The following is a 22,820-nucleotide window of genomic DNA, read 5'->3' as shown; positions in this document are numbered from 1 at the left end:
TAGCCCCAAAAGAGACATCGCCTAAAAATATTAGATTATGAAAAATTTTCATCGGTATCATCACTGTTGGAGATTTTATTTTAGGAACAGATGAGACCGCCCATTAACCTTCTTTTACTTTTTTTATTTTGTTTAATATTAACGGAATTTCCTCCATTGCTACTGTGCGAAAATCAATGAGAACTTTCTCATTTTTAAGACGTGCAATAATCGTAGGCTCCCCTTCACGCAAAAGATCAAATATCTGTTGAGAACTGAATCTTGAATGAGTTAAAGTGACAACACAAGTAGGAATCTCCACCCCGGGCATTGTTCCTCCTCCAATTTGGGCAGTCTCCTCTCTTACTTCCCCTTGCCACCTTTTACTTTCCATTGTATTGATGTGCGTCATAAATATCTCTGCTTTATCTTTTACATTTGTGAGGGGCGTAAGTATATCTCCAATAGCTGGTATTTGACTAGCGTTTCCTTTGAGATATGCTTTTATTGTAGCTTCTAATGCTGCCAAGGTCATTTTATCTACTCGTAATACTCGTGCAAGCTGATGTTTTTTTAACTTATTGATCAACTCCTTTTTTCCCACTATAATTCCAGCTTGTGGGCCTCCTAGCAATTTATCACCGCTAAAAGACACGATGTCTACTCCTGACTTTACCACCTCATCAACAGTCGGTTCGTCACCAATTCCATAATTGCGAAAATCATGTAACGCCCCACTTCCCAAATCTTCATAGACCATTACGTTTTTGTATTGAGACGCTAGATCTGTTAACTCTGTTGCCTTTACGGACTTGGTAAAGCCAATGGTTTTAAAGTTACTTGTATGAACTTTCATTAAAAGCGAGGTATCTTCATTGATAGCACATTCATAGTCAGATAAATGCGTTTTATTCGTCGTCCCTACCTCTTTTAGTTTCGCTTCACTCTCTTCCATAATTGAAGAGACTCTAAAAGATCCTCCTATTTCTACTAATTCTCCTCGAGAAACAATCACTTCTTTTCCTTTTGCTAATGCTCTTAAAATAAGATACACGGCTGCGGCGTTATTATTAACTACCATGGCCCCTTCTGCTCCGGTAATTTCTTTTAAAATAGATTCAATAATATCATGCCTAGATCCACGCTTTCCCTCTTCAATATTGTATTCTAAATTAGAGTAATTTGTAGCGGTTTGGATCACTTGTTCAATAGCTTCTTCACTCAATTTTGCCCTTCCAAGATTTGTATGCAATATGGTACCGGTAGCATTGATCACTCGTTTTAATCGGTAACAGTGAAAATCAACCGCCTTTCTTTCCACCTTCAGGAAAATTTCATCTACAAAACGGGGATTTTCCTCGTAGTCATATTCATTATTACGTATCCCATCCCTTATTACCTCAATTTCTTCTTGTATCCATTCAGTTAGTTTAGTGTATGGGATCTCCTTTTCGTTTGCTAGAGTCAAAAACCTTTTATCAGATTTAAGTTTATGAACAGCTGGTAAACCTCTAAAAAGTTTTTCCATGAAACCCCCTCCTCCTTGTCATGTTCATCTAGTTTTATCGTAGTAAATAAACAGTATCATCACATAACCATGATTACAATATGGTTATAATATTTAAATTATCCAACCTTTTTTACTATTACAGTAAGCGATCTCACTCCTAGTACTATTACTAACTTTTACTACAAGGATAGAAACTTGGTTATATTTAAAATCTAATTGTTTACTTTTTTTAGACAGTTAGTTATATTTACTTTAACTATAAGTAATCATGATTACAACATTTTTTGCCATTAAGCCAGAATACAGAAAGGACAATCAAAATGAATTTAAAGAGAGTTGAAACCTTTTTGCTTCTTATAGATCATAAAAGTTTTTCAGTTGTTGCTGACCTATTGAATATTAGTCAACCAGGAGTCACTAAACAATTAAAAACGTTGGAGAAAGACTTGGGATCTACTCTCTTACATCGAACCTCCCTTGAACCTACAGAGGCCGGGCGAATTGTTTATAAAAAAGGGAGGCACCTTTTACGTGAATGGAAACTATTAAAGGAAGAATGTCAGGCATTCCAAAATCACTTAACAGGGTTTGTTCGTGTTGGAGCTAGCACGATCCCTAGTACATACATTGTTCCGCCTTTATTGAAAACGTTTATTACCCAAAACCCGCATGTAGAAATCTCACTCACCGTTGATGATTCTGAAAAAATACTTGATTTTATTCAAAATGATAAATTAGATATAGGCATAATTGGTTGTAAGACTGCAGATAAAGAATTACATCACAAGGTTATCACGCAAGATAAGCTAACTTTAATTGGGCCAAACGATAGCGAAGAAATTAAAGATTTCGAAGATATAAGGGATCTTCCATTTATTTTTAGAAGTGAACAGTCAGGTACTTGGAAGGCCGTTCAACAAGGATTGGCTGAGTGGGGTGGTTCGGTTAATGAGCTACATTGCTTAACGACTGTCCACAGCACTGAAAGTGTTATCACCATGGTCGAATCAGGGCTAGGGTACTCCATTGTGTCCCATCTAGCTGCTCGAAACGCGTATAATCACAAGAGGATAAAAATTCTTCTAGAATTGCCTATCAATCGGGAATTTTATTGCGTCTATCCTTCCCATAAACAGAATAATTTTGTGGTTAGGATGATGATTGATTTAATAGAAAAAGAAATAAAAGAAGGAAATGGCTTTTATTCTTAGTTTTAGGATGTGGTAATTTCTGTACTTTCCCTACCTACTCTATATTGGTCCTCATCATAGTACCAATACACTTTTGAAAAATAACAAAATTGAGATGTTTCGTTATGAAAAGAACTAAATCCGTGACATCCCACAGATACTCATACTAAAGACTTTGGGAACGATTTATGTATTGTACCTCTTTAATTTGTAATCGTTTTCGTTGAAAATCGGTAGATAATTATATAAAAAATAAGGGATATAAAAATGGCAGAAATAAAGTTGATTAATGTTGCTAAGGTTTATGAAAAACAAATTATATAGAGGAAAGCAAACATTCTCAAACACATGTAAAAAAATATATTTTTATTGCTTCCTTTTCAGGCATTACCTCCGCGATGCTACTCCCTGCTGTGTATATTGCTAGTACAAAACCTTCTTTTTTCTGTTGCAAAAAAGATGGTCTACGAATTGAAGTCCCTTGCTGATATGGAAGGAATATCTTTAACGAAAAAATGAAGTCCTGCCCATGATACGTAAGTTAAAGACTTTTCCAAAAGAGGCTGTCTCTTCGATGCACCAGGTATGAGGAAAGGTTTTCCTTTGGAAGTTGAACATTTACATGGGGGCGCCCTTCGAATTGCTGCCAAACATAAAGTGACTCTCCCTGTCATTGACACAATATATGGATTCTAAAACCATACGAAAGAGGAACCTCACGGTAAACTCCTAAGAATAAAACACCTTCGATAACAATCTTCGGAGGTGTTTTCCATGAGCCAACACATGTATTAATAAAGCGGAATAATAGCACAAAAGAACTGGAGCAGATCCACCATTTGATTAACAGAATTCCCCGTAATAATGGTTCTCCTTGTTTAAATACAGTCCTTAGAATTTAATTTTTTCAAAGTTTTATATAGGCTATTACTGGTCTCTTTACTCCTAACACATAAGATGATTTTATGTAACGTTAACATGCCTTGGTAGCTAATGGAAAAGTATTACACCACCCGGATTTCGCCCATATTCATTGCAATATCTTCAGTTGCTTGAAGAGTGTTTTGTGCGGCGTTAAACACGACATCAGTATACATTTTTTACGGTGTTCGTAAAACCTTATCTTCCATTTTGCTGTTGGTTCTGTTGATTATTTTGTTGATTCTGATGGTGTAGTTAACTAATGACCTTTTTGTTTGTGCAGATAAAACGAAATTCAAAGTAAGTCCTTCATTGTTGTTCTCAAGATTCTACCCACCCCTATTAAAGCTCTATTACAGAATAAGTAATTTAATTAAGACAAGAGGGGCTTATTTAAATTCCAATCGTTTTTTATATTCCAGTTTCCCTACTGCGACAGCAAGAAGCTCGGCAATCCTGGAAAGATAGTAAACAATATGATCCCTGTGTAACGTGACTGAAACCTTTGGTGGTTCCAGTAGTTCGGCAAGCTATCTACAACCGAAAGTAACCAAAGTTTAAAGGATAAATCGAACGATAAAAAGGCAAAGGTAGAGACCTAAGCCTTAGTTATAAAAAGAGGAAATGTCTGCACGGATAAGCATTCCCAGATCTAATATCACAAAACCAATCTTTTTATTAATATCTTCTAACAACAGTTGCTCCAATAATGACTAAAAGGATGAAGAGCACCACGATTAAAGCAAAACCACTATCGCATCCATAGGACATCTATATCCCTCCTTCCTGCCTTTCGCAAGATATACTTTTAGAATACTCAACCACACGTGGGTTTGATTGTGCAGATAAGGAAGGCGAGTATGTATTTTCTGTAATTTGTTATAGGAAGGAAAAAAGCGCCTTTCTATACAAAAGACGCACAAGTCCAGGATTATTTGTCGAATTTATGTATAATTTCAGCGAGGTAATCACCAGGAGCAAAATGATGAGTGATTAACAAACAATCTTTTCATCTTAAGTTGTCACTCTAATTGCTGGTTTTGTTGATTTCGTTGGTTTTGCTGCTGTGATTGCTGGTTTTGTTGCCGAACTTCTTGAACGTCAGATTTTCCTTTTAATCCCTGATATTTATTTAGTAAAACGTTTAGTTCCTGGCTACATGAACGGTTCTTTCATCCGTTATGTTTTTTACTTGCTTAAAGAACCTGTTAGTAGAAGCAGGTTAAAAATCTTCCTCCTCCTCTGAATACTTTGCTTCAGGTTCATGATTAAAATATTATTAAAGGAGATAATTTTGAGAAGAAATGCACGCAATGATAAAGTAAGCCGTGGCTCAAAAATTACAAGAGATAAAAAATGAGATGCAAAATGAAAGGAAAAAATGCAAAAATATATGATTCAGAAAAGACAACGTATGAAATCTGACTGTAACCAACAAATACCAAAGGGGCCCGACACTGTTTCACTAGGTCAAGGAGAGCAATCTGAAACGTTATGTTGATTATAAGTACTTATGCCGCCTCAAAAGGAATCGTATTTTTAAATATCTTATTCGTGCCCACCATTATCTTAACAATAAGTGGTGTCATTGTTATAAATATTGGTAACGCTGAGATCAAAAAAATGTTTCCGATGTTGGCAGCAGGTGTGTTTCCTGTTTTTGAAAGTGTCTTTGTTCCTTTATTTGCTTTAAATTCCTTTATTCCCTTATTTATATTACTTGGTTTTTTACAACATAAAGAAGTAAAAATAACCCATTGTATATCAGCGTAGGAATAACTACTTTCATCTTTGCAAAAAATCGCGTTAAAAACTTGGGTATTAAAACAAGATTCAACATACTTTCTCCACTACTTTCTGGTAATGTAAAAGACGTGCTTTTGATTTCTTGTAAAAACCTAAGGGAGGACACGTGCCATGAAGGATAATGACAACAAAGATTTACTATACAAAATACAAAGTAAAAGAAAAGAAATGTACAAAACTGCCACTCAATATGGTGTGACTGACGGTAGAACTATCGTGGCGAGCCAAGAGTTAGATGTCCTCCTTAATGAATATCAATATTTTCAGCAAGGCCTCAACATATCTGTGAGATACAAAGCGCATGATGTTTAACAAAGAATAAGCTTTTTGTTGATTAAAACCATACACAAATATAGGATCTGGTAACCCCCCTTCCTCAGTGAATGGAAACAAAAAATGGCACACGGACATTAGTGTAGAAAAGGGATTGAATCAGCTACCGAACCGGCAATAGAAACGGTAAAAATAGGCAGAGTAAAAGCGCCCCGGGCAGGACGCCTTACTTTCGTTTCATGGTTATGATCATTCCATCGTCCGTGTCAATAAGTAAGTATTCAATCAAATCGGTTTCGGCCTTCATCGTCTCCCAACCATCTTCATTCACGTAAGCGGCAAATCCGGATTTATTGACTAAAAAGTCGTCTATATCCTCGATGCTTTCAACATTATCCCGGTCTAACGCGAACATTGCACCTGCCATAGCAGCAAGCAAACCTCAGCTACCTTTCTCGCTCTCGTCTGTCTTGCCAAGGATTGTCACTTCGGTAACATTCCCCCTTTCCGATACCTTAATAGAATGCGTAACAAAGTACTCATCTGTTGGTGGTAATTAGATCCAGGCTGAAACTCTTCAACATTAAAGACTAACTCACTATCGAAATACATTGAAATGAAGGAGTTGTAGTCTGAAACGAATTGCTCGTATTGCGGAATAGCAGCTGTCCCTTTCTCTACCGGTGATGAGTGGTCTTGCTTACCTGGAACGATGTGGTCTTCCTCACTTTCCCAAACTTCCCCCATTTCTTCTTCCAATCTAGTCACCTCCCCTGCCTCTGCCGATTCGACCTTTTCATCTGCAGAGGCATGCACTTCTTCTTACGGGTAGCCTTCACTCACCTCCTTCTTTATCAAGGATTTTTTTCTCCATCCCCCTTTGTTACTTCCACCTATTTTTTTCAAGTCACGTTACCACCCACCTTGGTGTTAGTAAGAAATCAAAATATATAATTATACGGTAGGTGAAATATAAAGAATCCTAAAATAGGACCTTACCTTCTAAAACCGCCTCGCTTTCAACCTTTTCCATGTGTTTCCTGCTACTCCTAGCTTCCTGATCTCCATCACCTCCTGTCCACTACATTGATACCAAACCTAACTTTTACTTGAAAGGCTTGTCTTAAAAAAATTATCTCTTCTCAGTTCTCTTCCTAGCATTCTTGTGGAAAGGATATCTCTTGGTAATACCATAATTTTCCGTGTGGTTTCCTAAAAATTGTTTTGTTACGATGGCTGTATGCAAACTTACATACCTGGTATATAAATTAAATGGATGATTGGAGGCATGTCGATGTTAAATGAAGCACAAATGAATCTTATAGGGAACGAAATTATAATACAAAAAGAAGCCATAACCAGGGAAGTAGAAGAAAGAATAAATAAAAACCAGGGTCTAGGAGGATTAAATAGCGAAGAACTCATTCAAATAAGAGCTGAGTTTGTCGGGTTTATTGGCGAATCTTTAACGAAAGCCAATATTGACCATGTATTAGCTAAAGCCTATGAATGGGGGAAGCAGTTAGGACAGCATGCGACCGCGCTAGATGTTCCGTTGGATGAAGCTCTAGCAGTCATACCTCATTACCGAAATTTTATTTTTTCCTTTATAAATAAGAGCTTCCAACACGAAAACTTAACTTTTTTAGATTGTTCGTCCCTTGCGGAACGAATTAACCCAACCATTGATAAAATTATTTATGGTTTTACTCAATCCTATAAGGATTATCATGAAAAGATATTTAAGGAAGCGAAAGAAGAACTGATCGAACTTTCCGTACCTATTGTTCCAATCACAAAAGACGTGGCTATTTTACCGTTAGTGGGAACCTTAGATACATACCGTACCCAGGAGCTAATGGGTAAAACGTTAAAAAGCGGAGCTGATCTTGGGTTAACGTACCTGGTAATCGATTTATCAGGTGTTCACATGATTGACACTGCTGTTGCTCAAAACCTTTTTCAGCTCCGGGAAGCTCTACAGCTTCTTGGCATCACTGCTATTATGGCTGGAGTAAGGCCAGAACTAGCACAAACGATGGTCACCTTAGGTATCTCATTCCAAAAGACTTATATCGTACGCAGCCTGCCTGAAGCTTTATCATTAACAGGGGTAGAAATTGCTATTAAAAACCAATCTTAAACCTAACCCTTACAATTGAAGTACCAAATCTTTTTACGTCTTATTAGCCAACCACCACACCAACATGATTCTGGTGGTTGTTTTTTGTTTTCGTGTAACTTAGATTTCTAACATTCAATTGATTTTTTCCTTTTTTTCCATAAATTAGTTTAAACTCTTTACAGAAAAGGAAAGGACCTTTAAGCAAACGATAGCGTCAGGGCTTACCGTTTGCTGGGAAGACTTTTACCTTCAATTGTTGTTCGGAGAATCTCTTATTACAACCATCCGATGCATTCTGATGGTTGTTTTTTTTGACTAGACTACAAAAATTTCTTTTATTAATCAACAGGGTTTTATCGTTACGTAAAGTACCAAGTCATAAATTTAAACATTACATAAGAACGAATAAACGTTATTTATTATGGTAATACAAGAACAAATCTTCTCGCATTGTGATGGATGAGCATGAATTTTACAGATAAGGATGCTGAGATTTTTGATCCTTTTATTTTCATTCCAAACGTGATTAAAAATTTTGAAAGGTATATGAAAATCATTGAAAAATCTCCATTCGAATTGACTTTCTCAACCATATATCCCTTTTCCCCTGCATAATTGCTGCTCGTTTAATGCTTCCATTTTTAAGTTGCCTATACTGACCATCCGGGTATCTTGAACCTTTTCTTTTTTCCCCGACCAATAGGAAAGCAGATCAATCGGAGATTCAAAAACGTCCACCCTGATACGCCTTTGACTTTGATACACCTAAAGCGAAGAGTTCTCTGATTCGGGTTTTGGGTCGTTTCCATACTTTCCATCTAATCATTCGAAGTCTTCGTCGAATCCATTCCATCATCCTTCGGAAGACAGGCGGGGTCGCTGGGAGACCGAAATAGTTCTTTCATCCGATTAAGAACCGATTCAACTTTTCGATCCGGGCTTCCATTGAGGTACTCTTTCTTCTGGAAGTCAGGTCTTGGCCCCGTCCTTTTGCCCGTTCGATAGACTCCTTGTGAATTCGAATTCTTGCTTTCCCTTTCACAGATGGAGTAAAGCTGAAGCCAAGAAACCTCCGATTCCATGGCCGATCAATCCTCCCCTTTTCCCGGTTGATCTTTAATTTCAACTTCTTTTCGATAAACGTAATCATATTTTGTACACCCTCTGTGCTGCTTTGATTGGGAAATATTACATTTTCATAAAATTAGAATTTCACCAATAATAATACGCGAACTATTCCTCTCATTTTCACATTTACATTTATTATGAATGTGCTCAAATACAAAAAAGCCTTCATTATTTTCAAGAACCCATTTGGCAAAATGGGTTCTTGAAATAACAACTTTCCATAAAGTATATCTAATTAATTAATTGATAAATATTTATCCTCTAGATGTTTGATTTTTTTTAAGTGTGTTAGTCGGTTTCTTTCTTTCATGGAAATAATCTCGTCGAGCATGTGTTGAGTAGTCTGATCTTCCCTAAGGGAAAGTAAGGCATCCTGCATTGCTTTTATTGCTCTTCTATTAAGAAAGTTGGCATAAAGGACAATCTTATACCCGAGAGTTTCTAGTTCTTCATTTGTCTTTAAAGGGGTTAACCCATGTTCAACCATGTTGGCAATTTGTGGAGCATGAGGCAGTGATTTTGTGATTGTCTTCATTTCATCCTCTGTTTGAGGTGCTTCAACAAATAAAATGTCTGCACCGGCTTCGCTATACCTTTGAGCTCTTTCAATTGCTGAATCAATCCCCTCAGTTGCTCGTGCATCTGTTCTTGCTATAATTTTAAAGTTAGGATCTTTTCTTATGTCTACTGCTGCTTTTATTTTGTTTGTCATCTCTTCAACGGAAACTATTTGTTTTCCGTCAAAGTGTCCGCATTTTTTTGGAGTACTTTGGTCTTCCAGTTGAATAGCTGAAACACCGGCATGTTCAAATTCAATCACGGTCCTTACCAAATTAATCGCATTCCCAAACCCGGTATCACCGTCAGCAATAACTGGTATGTTTACTGCATCACAAATGTACTTCACTTGATCCAACACTTCTTTAAAAGAAAGCAGCCCAACATCTGCCATTCCTAACAAGTTGTTTGATAAGCCGGCTCCAGTAACGTATACAGCTGGAAACTCTGCTTCTTCAACCAGCCGAGCTGTTAAGGCATTTGCAGCTCCTGGAGCGACAATGATACCTTCTTCCTTTGTTAGTAGATTGTGAAACTTTATATTTCTATCCATACCAATCTCCTTTGAAGAAAAGCTAGTCCCAATACCGTAAATAAGGATTTACATATCACAAATCTATGATGATTTAATAGCTTTTAAAACGATAGCCTCTCCATTAAAACTGACCACTCTGTCTTCTTCAGCTTTTATATTAAATTTTGCCTTAATCTCCTCGTCTGCGTTATTGATGAAAGAGCTTAAGTCTTGTTTTTCGGTTTCTGTCATTTTCATTCGATCACACCAATCATCAAAGTGAAAGGTTTTTTCATAACGATGGCATACACTGAGTTCCAACCCATGCTGCTCAATCATAGCCAGCCACTCAGACTTTTTCCATGCTCTTACATGGCTGTGGTCCCTTTCTTTTTCAATCGTGTTATAAAATGTGTCAAAACTGTCTAGTTCTGGTGCAGTATTGTCTATAAGTAGAAATTCTCCACCAACCTTTAAGACTCGCTGTACTTCCTTTATAAACTTGTGCAGGTCTGGAAAGTGGTGGGCGGCAATCCGACAGGTAACTATGTCAAAGGAATCATCCTGGAAAGGCATTTCTTCTGCATCACCATGAACAAATGAGACATTATCGTGTTGATTTTTCTGAATCAAGGAACGAGCTTCTGTTAACATTTCTTTAGTAAGGTCAAAGGCAACCGCTTCAGCTACATAGGGAGCAAAGGCATTGACTGTATGCCCGGCCCCTGTAGCCACATCTAATAACTGTTCGCTGCCTTTTTTCTCTGCTAGTTCTACTAACAACGAAAGATCCTTTCCTTTCGCATGAAGATCGCTTACTGTGTATCCGTAGGCATTCTTACCAAACTGCTGTATCACATCTTCTTTTTGGTTAGTCAAAGAAACCACCTCATTCTATTATTTACTCCGCCTTACATGAAAAAGAGTATTCCTCCTGGCCACTTTAACTCTACAAACTCTCCTAGTACAAAGAGGAAAGCTAATGTTCCCCCTACACTAACTGCAATTTGGAGTAATTTCATACGAGTGACAAAGTATAAAAAAGCAATTAAATAAATTACCGTAGAAGGAATGAAACCTATAATAGTTATTAACAGGATATAACCGATCAACCATCCAGCATACTTTAGTACTTCTCCAAATTGCTGATGAAAGAGCGTTTCTTCCTTCGTTTTCACATGATGTATTAATGTTTGTATAAAGACAATCAAGGAAATGATTGCCCCTATAGATGCTACAGTCATCGGGAAATATCTAGCTGTATCTTGAAAAGAAAAAGATTCAATGATGAACCAAATACATCCTATAAAGATAAAACCAATAAATATAAGAGACACGGTTGTTTTCCGCATGATTAATACTCACCCTTTATTTTTAGCTCCTCTTAGAGCACTTAATTTAGTTATCCAATAACTGCTGGCAAATATTAAAATGATGATACCTGCTATAATTAAAACTCCCGGTCGGTACACCCATTCCCAATCAAAACGAGAGACGGAAATCCAAAGGTATCTTTCGGCTGCCAAAGCTAATACAAATCCTATTAATATCGGCGCTCTTGGCCAGTCAAGCTGAACCATAATCCAACCAATAATACCTAACAACACAAACAACAATAGATCTCCCCAGTGCTGACTTGTTTGATAAGCTCCTATAATTAAAATGATGGCAAGGAATGGAACAAGCTTCGAAGGTTCAATTAAACTAAAGCGTGAAATTGGTTTGGTTAGGAACAGACAAGCCGCAGCCCCTATGATATTTGCTATTACAAGTGTCCATATTATTGACATCGTCAAGGAGAGTTCATCAGTTACCATTCTAGGCCCCGCTTCTACACCCATTAAAAGCAGTCCGCCAAGGAGGATGGCAGTGGTTCCGCTTCCAGGTATTCCAAACATTAACGTTGGAATTAAAGAACCTCCTTCTTTTGCATTGTTAGAGCTTTCAGGTGCAATAACACCCCGAATGTCACCCTTTCCAAAGGATTCATTGTTTTTACTCGTTTGTTTAGCCGTGCCATAGCTTAACCAATCCACAACACTTCCACCTAACCCAGGGATAAAGCCAGCTACTGCCCCCAAAATAGAACTTCGTAAGACTAACCAACGGTTCTTTACTGCATCTTTAACTCCCTCAAACCAACTGCCCGAAAGAGACGAGCTTTCTGATATACTGCGTCTGCCAACTAGTAAGTCAATCAGCACAGGAAAAGCAAAAAGGCCAAGTGCCACTAGTGGCAGCGGAATGCCATTATACAAGTACAACCAGTCAAAGGTATAGCGGTATTCAGGTACAGATGGAGCACTCCCTATTACTCCAAGCATCATTCCAAATAAACCTGCTAAAATTCCAATAAAAGGGTTTTTCCCAGCGAGAATACCTACCATACTTAACCCTAATAGAGCGAGCATAAAGAGTTCTGGCGATCCAAAGGTGAGTATTACTGGCCGAACAATTGGGATAATAGAAAAGAGGATAATCCCGCCTATCACACCTCCAACCATAGAGGAAAAAAATGCAGCTCCTAATGCCCGTGCAGCCTGACCTTTTTTAGCTAGTGGATAGCCGTCCATTATCGTTGCCTGAGATCCAGAAGATCCCGGTATCCCTAAGAGCACAGAAGGAAACGTGTCTCCTGTGTGAACAACCGCTACCATACCTATTAATAGAGCCATACCTGCATATGGATCCATCCCATAAACAAAGGGAAGAAGGATTGACATGCCTACTGTGCCGCTTAACCCAGGCAGCAATCCAATCGTTAACCCGATAAATATACCAAGCATCATGTATAGTAACCGAGATCCATCTAAAACGATCGTTAATGTTTCAACAAGAGTTTCCAGCATCTTTGTGTTCTCCTCCTTTCCTTTGCTTTGCTTTAAATTTTGAACTTACATGCATGCACCAAAGAAATTTATTGGTCCAGTCCATAGGTTTCATCTAAAAATCCTTTCACCCATTCCTCTGTACCTTCAGGAAGATCAAGAAGTCTTGGCATCATTTCCCGTATTTCATCTCCTACAAACGGTTCATAGCCCATTACTTCCTCTCCTTCAACTTGATATTGCTCGTCTTCGACCATCCCTTCGGCCCCTTCTACTAACTCATTAAATGCTTCTTCAGGGACATCTTCATGCACCCAAAGAACCTTTTGGACAGTAAACACAGCACCTACAAAGGCCTTGTAAGCATCCCATGCCTCTCCGGATGGCTCTTCACCGTAAATATCTATGTAGACTTCTTCTACTGTCGGTAAATCAGGAAACTGTGGATCTCTGACAAGGTTTCCATCCTCATCAAGCTGTCCTATTGAGTACATTGGTACAGCTTGTCCATCTTCTACCATAGGCTCTACGTTTGATAAATAACTAGAAGTAGTCTGAAAATCCATGTTCGTTTCACCTTGTTCAAAAGCAACTCTAGCTGGTCCACTGCTTTCATAGCCAAAAATCCCATCTACATCTAACCCCAAAACCTCAAAGGATAGAAGAATGGTTAGTGGTAGTCCTGTGACACTGGTGCCCCCATAAACCAACTCCTCCTCGGCTTCTAAAATTTCATTAGGGTCGCTAATCCCAGTAGAATCAGAAACATAAACTACCCCTCCATCAGGGTATCCAATGACTGGCTTGAAATTTTCGTAGTCATATTCTACTCCCTGTTCATCTAGTAAGTAAGCCGTGGTTGTAGATATACTAGCCCACAAAGAACTTTCACCGTCTGGCTCTCTCATTAGGGCAAATTCGTTGGAACCTGTAATGGTTCCCCCGCCAGCTATGTTTACAACTTGTACGTCAGGAGAACCCGGTATATGTTCACTTAAGTATGGTGCCATAAATCGTGCCTGAATGTCTGAGCCACCCCCCGGACTAGTAGGTACAATCATTTCTAAATCATTGTTTTCGTAAAAAGGTTCTCCGTTCTCTGAGCTTGCCTCCTGAGCGGAATCATCTCCACAAGCTGTAAGCGCTAATAGTGATAGACATGCAACCCCTAAAACTTCATTTCTTCTTTTCATTTTCCTAACAACTCCTTTAATCACTTGTTATAATTAAATAGTTAAATACGTAACGCCTTGAAAGCGTTAACAATTTCGTAGCGTAAGTGTAACAGTGTAATTTAGAGATTATAATATTTTTAAAATTTACATTATTTAAATCATTGATAAAATTAATTTCATAATATTCAAATTGGTAATTATTGGATGATGGGAGTTGTAGTTGTGAAGTTCTCTTTGTTACAAAAAATGATGGCCTTAATTATTGTGGTGGTTTTTCTTAGTCTTGGAACGGCTGTTCTTTTACTCTCATTTAGCTTTAATGGTATAATGCACAATCACTTTGGGGAGCGTGCCATGGATGTGGCTAAGATGACTGCTAATAACGAACGTATCATAGCAGGTTTTCAAGATGAAAATCCTTCCTCTATTATTAACCCCCTGGCAGAAGAAATTCGTTTACAAACAGGGGCAAGCTATGTAGTGGTGGGAAATTTAGAAGATATAAGATACTCCCATCACGATCCTGCACAAATTGGAGAACCAATGGGCTCTTCTAATACCCCGGTGTTTGAAAATGAGGAGTCTATTGTATACATAGACAAAGGCGTATCTGGAAAAGCAGCCAAAGCCAAAACCCCTATCTACAATCAAGATGGAGAATTAATTGGCGTATCTTCCGTTGGGTTTTTAAGAACGGATATCAATGAAACGATTATTCAACACCTCATCAGTATTTCTACGTGGTTTTTAATTCCCTTATTGCTTGGGATGGTGGGTGCATTTGCAGTTTCAAAAAACGTTAAAAAATCTATATTTAATCTCGAACCAGAAGAAATATCTTACGCTTTTAAGGAAAAAGAAGCAATTCTGGAGTCCATTCATGACGCAACGCTAGCAGTAGGTACAAAAGGTGAGGTCGTCTCAATAAATAAAAAAGCAAGAGAAATTCCCTACTTAAAAAATCAAATAATAGGAGAGAAAATACAGCATGAACAGTTGCTCCTCGTGTTAACTTCTATGGTAAATGAGAGATTGTCGCACAAAAGCTTCAGAGTCTTACTAAGTGAAAAAGTTTACCTTGTTAATGCATCGGCTATTATGGACCAGGAAGTAAAGGGTATTGTGTTCACTTTTCGTTCCTTAAAAGAAGTAGAATCCTATGCTAAAGAATTTTCAAAAATAAAAGAACATAAAGAAAATATGCGTGTTACCAACCATGAGCATCTAAACAAATTAAATACAATCTATGGGTTATTAAAATTAAATAAGGTAGAGGAAGCTACACTTCTTATTTCACAAGAAGTGGAAAAGCAACAAGACCTTATCTCATTTTTAATGGAATCTGTGTCTTCTCCACTCATTGCTGCGTGCTTGCTTGGAAAGACAAACCGTGCATCGGAACTAAAAGTATCATTAACTATTGATAAAGATAGTTGCTTATCTTCTCTTCCTTCACATATATCAGATGAGAAAATAGTAACTATAGTGGGCAACATCATTGATAATGCAGTCGAGTCGGTTAGAGCTAAACCAAATCAAGACGGGAAGGTTCTCGTTTCATTTACCGATATAGGGAATGATATTGTATTTGACATTGAAGATAACGGATCGGGGGTCCCTAGGGACATGGTTGATAGAATTTTTTTGGAAGGGGTTACAAGTAAAAGCGGAGATGACCACGGGCTTGGGCTTGCGATTGTCACCAGGACTTTAAAGCACCTTAATGGTGAAATCATAGTTGAAACCAGTCAATGGGATGGCGCACGATTTACAGTGATTATTCCAAAATCTATAAGTAGGACAGCCTAAAAAGATTTACATCCACTTTTTTATAGGGAGTGAGTATCGTGAAAACAATCGAAGTAGTAATTATAGAAGATGACGAAACAGCGGCTGCTATATATGCTGAGTTTATTAGTAAATCCCATGGGTTTGCGGTATCTTTTATTGCCAACTCCGCTGAACAAGCATTGGAGATGTTAAAAATAAAAAAGCCAGATCTTATATTACTAGATGTATTTTTGCCCGATATGAATGGAATAGAATGCATTTGGGAAATAAGAAAAAATTATAGTGGAATTGATTTCATTTTAATTACTGCCTCCAATGAAACAGAAACGGTGAAAGAAGCAATACGCGGAGGTGCCTTTAGCTATATTATAAAACCGGTAATGATGAACCGTTTTTTACAAACTCTGGAACAGTATAGAAGTACTTTTTCTCGTCTTTCAAAAGAGATTGAAATAGAGCAAAATGATATTGACAATATGTTTAAATATGAAGCAAAACAAACAGAATCTCAATCTTCTAACACAAAAAAAGCTTCCTTACCAAAAGGAGTTGACAGTTTAACACTAGACCGAATTTTAAAAGCCACACAAGAGTTTGATGATAGTTTCAATGCCGATCAATTAGCTAAATCTGCAGGAGTTAGTCACTCCACAGCGAGACGTTATCTTGAATACTTAATTTCTTCGAAAAAAGTAGAGGTCTTTATGCATTACGGACAAGTCGGCCGTCCCGAAAGGAAGTACAAAAAAACAAGATAAATGATCCTTTTTACTCTCTTGTATTCCGTTTTTGTGCCGTCAAAATGAGTTACACGCATGCTGTAAGTAAAATTGCTAAGAATTGTGTTGGCCCAATGGTGTACTTTTTCACTTTATTCTCCTCTTTTCTCTCTATATGAATTGGAAATGCCTGCTAATTGAAACAAGGATATGAATGACCTGTAAACTGGACTGTTATTATCATATCTTCATGGAATATATATCATATCTTTTTGGCAATATATATGAGAATTCATTTGAAAGGTGGGGGCATTATGTATTTTTATAGAGAAGATTTAATTAATATGATTGTGCCTGATAAACCAGATCCTCATGCTGCAAAAGTTCTCCAAGAGGCACTTGGGGGTCAATTTGGCGAAATGAGAACTTTGATGCAATTCTCATTTCAAAGTGCAAATTTCAGGGGGAAAGCGAAACAATATCGTGATCTAATAAGAGGGGTCTTTCTTGAAGAGCTTAGTCACGTGGAACTCGTTCAAACAACGATTAACCAACTATTGAACGAATCTGGCGGGGATATGCCAGGAAATCAGGCATCTGATGGTGCTCCACTAGATGATGTCATACAATCCGGCGCAAACCCTCACCATTATATTATGGGTGCTAAATCTTCTCTTCCGGTTGACGCAGGCGGCAATCCATGGAACGGTTCATGGGTATATGACCATGGAAACCTTGTAGCAAACCTCCTTAATAATATTGTCCTTGAATCAACGGGTGTTCTACAGAAGTCAAGAATTTACGAGATGAGCAACAATAAAACGCTGCGGGAGACAATCGCTTTCTTAATTGTTCGGGATAATGCCCATCAAAATGCATTTGCCAAAGCCTTAGAAACCCTGGGTGTTGATTGGGGGAAACTTTATCCGATTCCAAATTATGATTTAAACAAATATCCAGAATGCCGTAAATATGTCGAGATGGGCTTTCATAATGCACAATTTAATTTCCGTCTGGACGATACCCGAATCAGTGAAATTTTTCAGGGTACAACCCCAAGCAGAAATGGCGGGGAGTTATCAGTGGTTGATCCACCAAAAGGCTACCCCGTTCCTGAAATGCCTGAAATGCCAAATGAGCATGCCCCAGGCCTTTCTGATCTCAATAATTAAATTGAAAATCCTTTCATTTTATCACTGCGCCCTTACCTGTAAGGGCGTTATTAGTTTTCAAAAGAAATAACCCCTCATGAGTAGTTAGTATCAGGTCCACATTTATCCCGCTTTTCAAACAATAAATACTTTTTAAGCTCATGTTCTTAATAGTCTGTTTACGCACTAAGTATTTTACTCAAGAATAAGACACGCGAGAACTCACCCCTAGTTATATCCACAAAAAAATAGCATACGAATTGTTTTACGAATTCGTATGCTATTTTTTTATATTTTGATTGCTTACAAAGCCGAAAAGGTCTTTTTACGACTTATTTTCTCGCAAGCGGAGAAACTGAGGGAGATCTTTTAGGAAAAAAACGAGAAAAATGCCTGATACAAACAAGCCGATCCCTATGTAAAACAAGGTGGTTTCGCTTGATAACCCGATGAGCGCTGCCCCGAGAGAAGCAAAAGGATACCCAACCATCCCGACGGTTTCTTTTTTGTAAAATGAATAAATGGAAATGAGCGCATACGCTCCTGCGATAAACAGAAAAACTCCCATAAGTCTCCTCCTTGAATCAATTACTTTGTTGATTGTACCAAAGTTTTTGGTTTTTTTCAGTAACTGATCTGGGTTGGATCAAAAAGCAGGTGATGCCATCACCTGCTAATTACGTCTGAGAACGATTCATCCTGTTAGGATCCCCCACAGGATGAAGGGCACGGTACAGAAAGAGATGTCTTTCTTCTGATTCCTACTCCCAACACAAGAGCTATTTTCTAGGCTTATCCTATTTAAAAGTGTGGGATCTACCTGCCTTATGAACCGCAAAATCCCAAGTATCTAAGAAAGATCTAGCTGAAGAGTACCCAGCATGTAAAAGATAGTCGATTTCTTTTTCGGTTAAATCAAAGTCTGTCGCTGTTATGTCACCCGTTGGAATAAGAATGGTTCGGTCTTTGATTTCCTCGCTTATATATCGTAAATCATGTGCTTGAAGCATGGTTCTAAAAATATTTTTAAAAAGGTGGAGAGGTGTAGGAATGACAGAATGAACGTTCACTTCCTCTTTCACAAACCGGAACCCAAATGTCGGGAAACGAGGATGAGGGACATCAAAAATCCAGACAGGAAAGTTACTTAATAACCAGCCATCTAAAATATAAGCTTTTTTTTGGTTTTTTGTTTTCCATATGACAGGACGAAAGAAAAACGGGATGGTAGCACTCATCGTTACGGCCGTTGAAACTTTTAGATCACCAGCTTCCATGTTATACTTTTGTAAATCATCAGGTAAAATGAGCATCCGGCCATTAGATATATCAGAGGCTATGATTTTTAGCCGCCCCTCTGGTAAATCAGCGAAAGTTACGATCCCTTTTGCAGCAAGAAGAGTATCCAGCCAAGATTCTAGAAAATCGTTTTTATATATACCCAAATGGATAATGAGTTGGAGCCAGTTCCCTATAAAGGGAACCCGATTAAGTAGTGACCTTCCTTGAAGCTGAGTATAATCCAGCTCTGCCATTAGTTCTTTCATTTCCCAGCTTTTATATCCACTTGCCAAGAGAGCTGCAATGACCGCTCCAGCGGATGTACCTGCTAGACGCTGCCACTTTATACCCTCTTCTTCCATCGCTTCCACTGCACCAACCATGGCAATAGCCCGAACTCCTCCACCTTCAAAGACGGCATCCGCTTTCATATGTCTTTCCCTCCTCTCCTACAATTCTGAGTTCTTTCATTACCGTTTCCCTTTCTCCTTGTAAATTACCCTATAGAAAACTTCTAAATGAAGGATGATGTTGTAAGAAATCTTGTCTATTACTGATCATCCATACTTGTTGTCGTATAGACAAAAATAGAAGCTGCATCATGGAACTCATAGAGGCCACAGGACACAAAACCGCTTTTTTATTAGGCTGAGAGCAACATAATAAGTAATAAACCAAAATAAAACTTGGACACCAAAACAAAATTCAACACACTTCATCTACCACTATCTGGTAAGATAAGGGTCATGATTTTTACTAATTTTGGAATAAAAGAATACTGATAAAAGGGAGGAATGCATTATAATGGAAGGGTTTCATGATAAAAATTTAGCACACCAAATACAAAATAAAAGAAAAGAAATGTATACAAATGCCAATCAATTTGGTATTAGTGATGCAAGGACTCTCTTAGTCAGCCAAGAATTAGATGTTCTTCTTAATGAGTATCAGTATTCTCAACAAAGTCAGAATATATCTGTGAGATACCAGGGACAAGATATTTAACAAAGAACAGACATTAAAAAACCCATAAGTGAACGAAACTATGTAGGTCTCATAACTTGAAAAGCGGTTATTTATATTTGAACCCTCACTTCTTCCTTGTAGAATTTACGCACTTAAAATACCCACATTTTACACACCCATTGAACTGTATTCCCATAAAAGGAACAGTCTATATTTATTAATTCCCTAGTTGATAAATCGTTAGAGAAATAAATCAAAAAAAAGAGAATGCAATTTATGCACTCTCTTCCAGGTTAATTGCCAGCTAGAGAGCCTGGAACTGAGAGATTCCTTTTCCTTATTTCTTTCCTTAACAATTCTACAAATTGTTCTTCCAGATTTTCTTCTTGCGCCAAGCGATAAGCTTCAAGCAGCTTTTTGTCTGATAATTCTTCTAACGACACTACCTCTCCCCCAGTGATGCTCCCTATTTATTGTATCCATTACCGTGTAGGAAAGGTTTCTAAAACACTTTTTGATTTCTTGATGTCCAAGCCTTTTGGTAATCAAGAGAGAAATCGGCCTAAGGGGTGGATTAGAGCCAAACCAACTGTTTATCGCGGCATGTAAAACACTGGTATCTGAAGAACTTATTCACCAACTCTTTCTGCTTTTTCAACTAACGTCTGTACTCGGTTATATCTTTCCCCTGATTGCACGCCTGCATATATCGTTGCACCGTATTGCTCTTCATCGTACCCATTATAGGCAACATCGAGATCATGAATGATTCGATGAGAATAGACTAGAGCATCCTGGTTGTTTTCTTCAACTGCCAAGCGTGTAATCTTGATAAAGTTTTCTAAATCACCTTTGATATCTGAACTGGCTAGACCAATCAAATCTTCAATTAAGTCAGCTTTATGTAAAAGAGAGCCTTCCACGTTGGCAAACGCTTCATCCCTTTGGAAGTCCTCAATTCCTCTGTGTCCCGTGAATTGATTTAATAGTTTATGAGATTCGTCTATGGCATCAGCAAGTTCCCATTCATGGTCAGCATGTTCATCACCTACTATGGGCTTGGCTTCTTCTTCGAATTCATGGTCCTGTTCCTCCGCAGATTTTTCGGTCTCTATTATTTGATCTTCCTCTGCTGCAGCTTCAATTTCTTCAGTTTCTTTCGTTTCCACAGTTTCATCTGTCATGGTACCAGTAACATAAATTATGCCAAGGACAGACACCGTAATCCCTGTAAGTATAGAAGCAATTCTGGTTGTTTTCTTCATTTAAATACCAATCCTTTTCTATGTTGTATCTCATTGAAGTATAGGTTTTATTTTGTTCTTTTCCCGGTAAGAGGGTTCATTTTAACCTGCCCTTCCTTTTTTTCAGAACAAGGAACAAGATTATGATTCCAACGATGATCGTAATTATTGGTAAAAACATTACTATGGAATAAATAAGGTCGCCATTGTTTATTACAGCAGCTGGTATGACATCCAAATTAAAGTCACTCCTCTCAGTTGGATTCACGGAACAATATTTCTAGAGTAACACATGGGTCCTCACTTGGTTATCAATTCCCTTATTAACCTCTTGTTCCGTCATTTTCACATTTTAGCGGAAAACATTCATGTTGTGTGGGTCCCCGGCTCCTTCTTTCGTTTACTAAAATGTTAACGTATTTCATTTGACGAATCATTAATACTTACAGAGACATTTTCAATATAGTGAATAAAAAGAAGAAAGCTCCTTATTTTGAGCTTCCTTCTTCTTGTCTAACATGCTATTACCTTGCTTTTATTCAGTATCTTCAACGTCTGCATCTGCAGAAGCTTGATAGTTAACGGTCACTTCGTCCGTGTCATTGATTTGCACAGCTTGCTCTGCTTCAATGTCAGTCTCTGTCTCTAGATTATCCTCTTCTTCTACTCCTTCTTCATTCTCTTCTACTGCGTCCTCATCTTCTTCTATTGCATCTTCATCCTCTTCAACTGCATCTTCATCTTCTTCTACTGCGTCCTCATCTTCTTCTACTGCTTCGTCATCCTCTTCTACTGCTTCGTCATCCTCTTCTACTGCTTCGTCATCCTCTTCTACTGCTTCGTCATCCTCTTCTACTGCTTCGTCATCTTCTTCTACTGCTTCGTCATCCTCTTCTACTGCTTCGTCATCCTCTTCTACTGCATCTTCATCTTCTTCTACTGCATCTTCATCTTCTTCTACTGCATCTTCATCTTCTTCTACTGCATCTTCATCTTCTTCTACTGCATCTTCATCTTCTTCTACTGCATCTTCATCTTCTTCTACTGCATCTTCATCTTCTTCTACTGCATCTTCATCTTCTTCTACTGCATCTTCATCTTCGACCACAGGGATTGTAGCAAGTGTCTCCTGTAACTCTAAAACTTCAGCTTCAGTTTCAGAGATATAGTTTTCCGCTTCCATTGCCTCATCGCTATCAGCATCAATCCTGTTGTTCGTTAACCCAGATAATTGATTTGAGGAAGCGTTCAATCTATTTAATAGAGAGTTTAAGTTTCCGCTATACTCCTCATATTCTTCTTCCGTTAATTCAGTAGCCTCATTTAGGATGGAAGAAAGTATGGCAACTTCAGTCTCTACAGAAGCAACCCTTTTTTCAACACTTCCTAAAGGACCTTGTCCGTTTGCTTGTGCCTGTGCTGCTTGATTACCTTGTGCTTGAGCATTTGGATTTTGAGCGTCAGCCTCGCTTGCTCCAGAAGTAGCTGCCAGTCCTAAAGCTAAACTCGGTGCTGCTAGCCACATAATTCTTTTGTTCATAAATTTCTGCCTCCTTAACATTTTGTAAAGAAATGCTACACCAGCAGATATCCCCCATGAAAAAGCAAGACAAAACTAATTTTTTAGCAGTAATTTCCTTTTAATATTCATGTAACACACG

25 protein-coding genes and 1 pseudogene are annotated in these 22,820 nt (G+C 38.0%); 9 read left to right on the top strand and 17 right to left on the bottom strand.

Going from position 1 to position 22,820, the window contains the following annotated elements; genetic code table 11:
• Positions 1–103: 103 nt before the first annotated feature.
• On the bottom strand, positions 104–1,507 hold the full coding sequence (gene selA, locus CEF17_RS06460; RefSeq protein WP_100398803.1) for an L-seryl-tRNA(Sec) selenium transferase: 1,404 nt from the start codon (positions 1,505–1,507) through the stop codon (positions 104–106).
• Between the two features lie 302 nt (positions 1,508–1,809).
• On the opposite strand from selA, the gene CEF17_RS06455 reads away from it, so the two are divergent.
• Positions 1,810–2,700 carry a selenium metabolism-associated LysR family transcriptional regulator gene (locus CEF17_RS06455; RefSeq protein WP_100398802.1) on the top strand — a complete coding sequence of 297 codons (891 nt, stop codon included), beginning with the start codon at positions 1,810–1,812 and terminating at the stop codon, positions 2,698–2,700.
• A 564-nt stretch (positions 2,701–3,264) separates the two neighbouring features.
• Positions 3,265–3,375: a ketopantoate reductase C-terminal domain-containing protein gene (locus tag CEF17_RS21010; RefSeq protein ID WP_442857432.1), complete on the top strand. Its 111-nt coding sequence runs from the start codon at positions 3,265–3,267 to the stop codon at positions 3,373–3,375.
• 903 nt (positions 3,376–4,278) lie between these two features.
• On the opposite strand, the gene CEF17_RS06450 is transcribed toward CEF17_RS21010, so the two are convergent.
• Complete coding sequence (locus tag CEF17_RS06450) at positions 4,279–4,371, bottom strand: YjcZ family sporulation protein (RefSeq protein WP_100398801.1); 93 nt, start codon at positions 4,369–4,371, stop codon at positions 4,279–4,281.
• Positions 4,372–5,094: 723 nt separating this feature from the next.
• Between CEF17_RS06450 and CEF17_RS06445 the strand changes: the two genes are divergently transcribed.
• Entirely contained in the window at positions 5,095–5,373 is a 279-nt protein-coding gene (locus CEF17_RS06445) for a GerAB/ArcD/ProY family transporter (protein WP_100398800.1), read from the top strand.
• 144 nt (positions 5,374–5,517) lie between these two features.
• Positions 5,518–5,718, top strand: a complete 201-nt coding sequence (locus tag CEF17_RS06440; protein ID WP_100398799.1) for an aspartyl-phosphate phosphatase Spo0E family protein — start codon at positions 5,518–5,520, stop codon at positions 5,716–5,718.
• Positions 5,719–5,905: 187 nt separating this feature from the next.
• On the opposite strand, the gene CEF17_RS06435 is transcribed toward CEF17_RS06440, so the two are convergent.
• Both CEF17_RS06435 and CEF17_RS06430 read right to left on the bottom strand, forming a co-directional pair.
• Positions 5,906–6,118, bottom strand: a complete 213-nt coding sequence (locus CEF17_RS06435) for a hypothetical protein (RefSeq protein ID WP_100398798.1) — start codon at positions 6,116–6,118, stop codon at positions 5,906–5,908.
• A gap of 44 nt (positions 6,119–6,162) precedes the next feature.
• Entirely contained in the window at positions 6,163–6,495 is a 333-nt protein-coding gene (locus tag CEF17_RS06430; RefSeq protein ID WP_100398797.1) for a hypothetical protein, read from the bottom strand.
• Positions 6,496–6,973: 478 nt separating this feature from the next.
• Between CEF17_RS06430 and CEF17_RS06425 the strand changes: the two genes are divergently transcribed.
• Positions 6,974–7,822 (top strand): STAS domain-containing protein, encoded by an 849-nt coding sequence (locus tag CEF17_RS06425; protein WP_157842952.1) that lies wholly within the window; start codon positions 6,974–6,976, stop codon positions 7,820–7,822.
• A 567-nt stretch (positions 7,823–8,389) separates the two neighbouring features.
• Here the strand turns inward: CEF17_RS06425 and CEF17_RS19890 are convergent.
• The 8 genes and pseudogenes from CEF17_RS19890 to CEF17_RS06395 form a co-directional block, all read right to left on the bottom strand.
• On the bottom strand, positions 8,390–8,542 hold the full coding sequence (locus tag CEF17_RS19890) for a toprim domain-containing protein (RefSeq protein ID WP_157842951.1): 153 nt from the start codon (positions 8,540–8,542) through the stop codon (positions 8,390–8,392).
• Positions 8,529–8,690 (bottom strand): annotated as a pseudogene (locus CEF17_RS20585) (group II intron reverse transcriptase/maturase); the annotation flags it as partial. The gene CEF17_RS19890 and the pseudogene CEF17_RS20585, both read right to left, overlap by 14 nt.
• Positions 8,691–8,705: 15 nt before the next feature.
• A complete protein-coding gene (locus tag CEF17_RS20580; protein WP_232725434.1) occupies positions 8,706–8,954 on the bottom strand; it encodes a maturase in 249 nt (82 codons plus the stop codon).
• Between the two features lie 213 nt (positions 8,955–9,167).
• Complete coding sequence (locus tag CEF17_RS06415; RefSeq protein ID WP_100398795.1) at positions 9,168–10,043, bottom strand: isocitrate lyase/PEP mutase family protein; 876 nt, start codon at positions 10,041–10,043, stop codon at positions 9,168–9,170.
• A gap of 63 nt (positions 10,044–10,106) precedes the next feature.
• On the bottom strand, positions 10,107–10,883 hold the full coding sequence (locus CEF17_RS06410) for a class I SAM-dependent methyltransferase (RefSeq protein ID WP_100398794.1): 777 nt from the start codon (positions 10,881–10,883) through the stop codon (positions 10,107–10,109).
• 32 nt (positions 10,884–10,915) lie between these two features.
• Positions 10,916–11,356, bottom strand: coding sequence for a tripartite tricarboxylate transporter TctB family protein (locus tag CEF17_RS06405; RefSeq protein WP_100398793.1), 441 nt, complete (start codon positions 11,354–11,356; stop codon positions 10,916–10,918).
• A gap of 9 nt (positions 11,357–11,365) precedes the next feature.
• Complete coding sequence (locus CEF17_RS06400; protein WP_100398792.1) at positions 11,366–12,853, bottom strand: tripartite tricarboxylate transporter permease; 1,488 nt, start codon at positions 12,851–12,853, stop codon at positions 11,366–11,368.
• A gap of 68 nt (positions 12,854–12,921) precedes the next feature.
• Positions 12,922–14,025, bottom strand: a complete 1,104-nt coding sequence (locus CEF17_RS06395) for a Bug family tripartite tricarboxylate transporter substrate binding protein (RefSeq protein ID WP_100398791.1) — start codon at positions 14,023–14,025, stop codon at positions 12,922–12,924.
• Between the two features lie 204 nt (positions 14,026–14,229).
• On the opposite strand from CEF17_RS06395, the gene CEF17_RS06390 reads away from it, so the two are divergent.
• The 3 genes from CEF17_RS06390 to CEF17_RS06380 all read left to right on the top strand — a co-directional run bounded on the left by CEF17_RS06390 (position 14,230) and on the right by CEF17_RS06380 (position 17,689).
• Positions 14,230–15,816, top strand: coding sequence for an ATP-binding protein (locus CEF17_RS06390; RefSeq protein ID WP_198508902.1), 1,587 nt, complete (start codon positions 14,230–14,232; stop codon positions 15,814–15,816).
• A gap of 38 nt (positions 15,817–15,854) precedes the next feature.
• A complete protein-coding gene (locus CEF17_RS06385; protein ID WP_232725433.1) occupies positions 15,855–16,556 on the top strand; it encodes a response regulator in 702 nt (233 codons plus the stop codon).
• A gap of 275 nt (positions 16,557–16,831) precedes the next feature.
• A complete protein-coding gene (locus CEF17_RS06380) occupies positions 16,832–17,689 on the top strand; it encodes a manganese catalase family protein (protein ID WP_100398789.1) in 858 nt (285 codons plus the stop codon).
• A gap of 304 nt (positions 17,690–17,993) precedes the next feature.
• Here the strand turns inward: CEF17_RS06380 and CEF17_RS06375 are convergent, their stop codons facing one another.
• Both CEF17_RS06375 and CEF17_RS06370 read right to left on the bottom strand, forming a co-directional pair.
• Positions 17,994–18,236 carry a hypothetical protein gene (locus tag CEF17_RS06375; RefSeq protein WP_100398788.1) on the bottom strand — a complete coding sequence of 81 codons (243 nt, stop codon included), beginning with the start codon at positions 18,234–18,236 and terminating at the stop codon, positions 17,994–17,996.
• A gap of 229 nt (positions 18,237–18,465) precedes the next feature.
• Entirely contained in the window at positions 18,466–19,380 is a 915-nt protein-coding gene (locus CEF17_RS06370) for a patatin-like phospholipase family protein (protein WP_100398787.1), read from the bottom strand.
• A gap of 373 nt (positions 19,381–19,753) precedes the next feature.
• Between CEF17_RS06370 and CEF17_RS06365 the strand changes: the two genes are divergently transcribed.
• Positions 19,754–19,954, top strand: coding sequence for an aspartyl-phosphate phosphatase Spo0E family protein (locus CEF17_RS06365; protein ID WP_054637271.1), 201 nt, complete (start codon positions 19,754–19,756; stop codon positions 19,952–19,954).
• 254 nt (positions 19,955–20,208) lie between these two features.
• Here the strand turns inward: CEF17_RS06365 and sda are convergent, their stop codons facing one another.
• From sda to CEF17_RS19885, 3 genes are all read right to left on the bottom strand, one after another.
• Positions 20,209–20,358, bottom strand: coding sequence for a sporulation histidine kinase inhibitor Sda (gene sda, locus CEF17_RS06360; RefSeq protein WP_100398786.1), 150 nt, complete (start codon positions 20,356–20,358; stop codon positions 20,209–20,211).
• Positions 20,359–20,544: 186 nt separating this feature from the next.
• Positions 20,545–21,180, bottom strand: coding sequence for a hypothetical protein (locus CEF17_RS06355; RefSeq protein WP_100398785.1), 636 nt, complete (start codon positions 21,178–21,180; stop codon positions 20,545–20,547).
• A gap of 514 nt (positions 21,181–21,694) precedes the next feature.
• Positions 21,695–22,699, bottom strand: coding sequence for a hypothetical protein (locus CEF17_RS19885; protein WP_157842950.1), 1,005 nt, complete (start codon positions 22,697–22,699; stop codon positions 21,695–21,697).
• Positions 22,700–22,820: the final 121 nt, after the last annotated feature.

It is taken from the genome of Bacillus sp. FJAT-44742 (genome assembly GCF_002797315.1).
GTDB lineage: Bacteria > Bacillota > Bacilli > Bacillales > Marinococcaceae > Thalassorhabdus > Thalassorhabdus alkalitolerans.
Note: the sequence above shows the minus strand (reverse complement) of the source record. Positions and strands in the feature narration are given on the sequence as shown.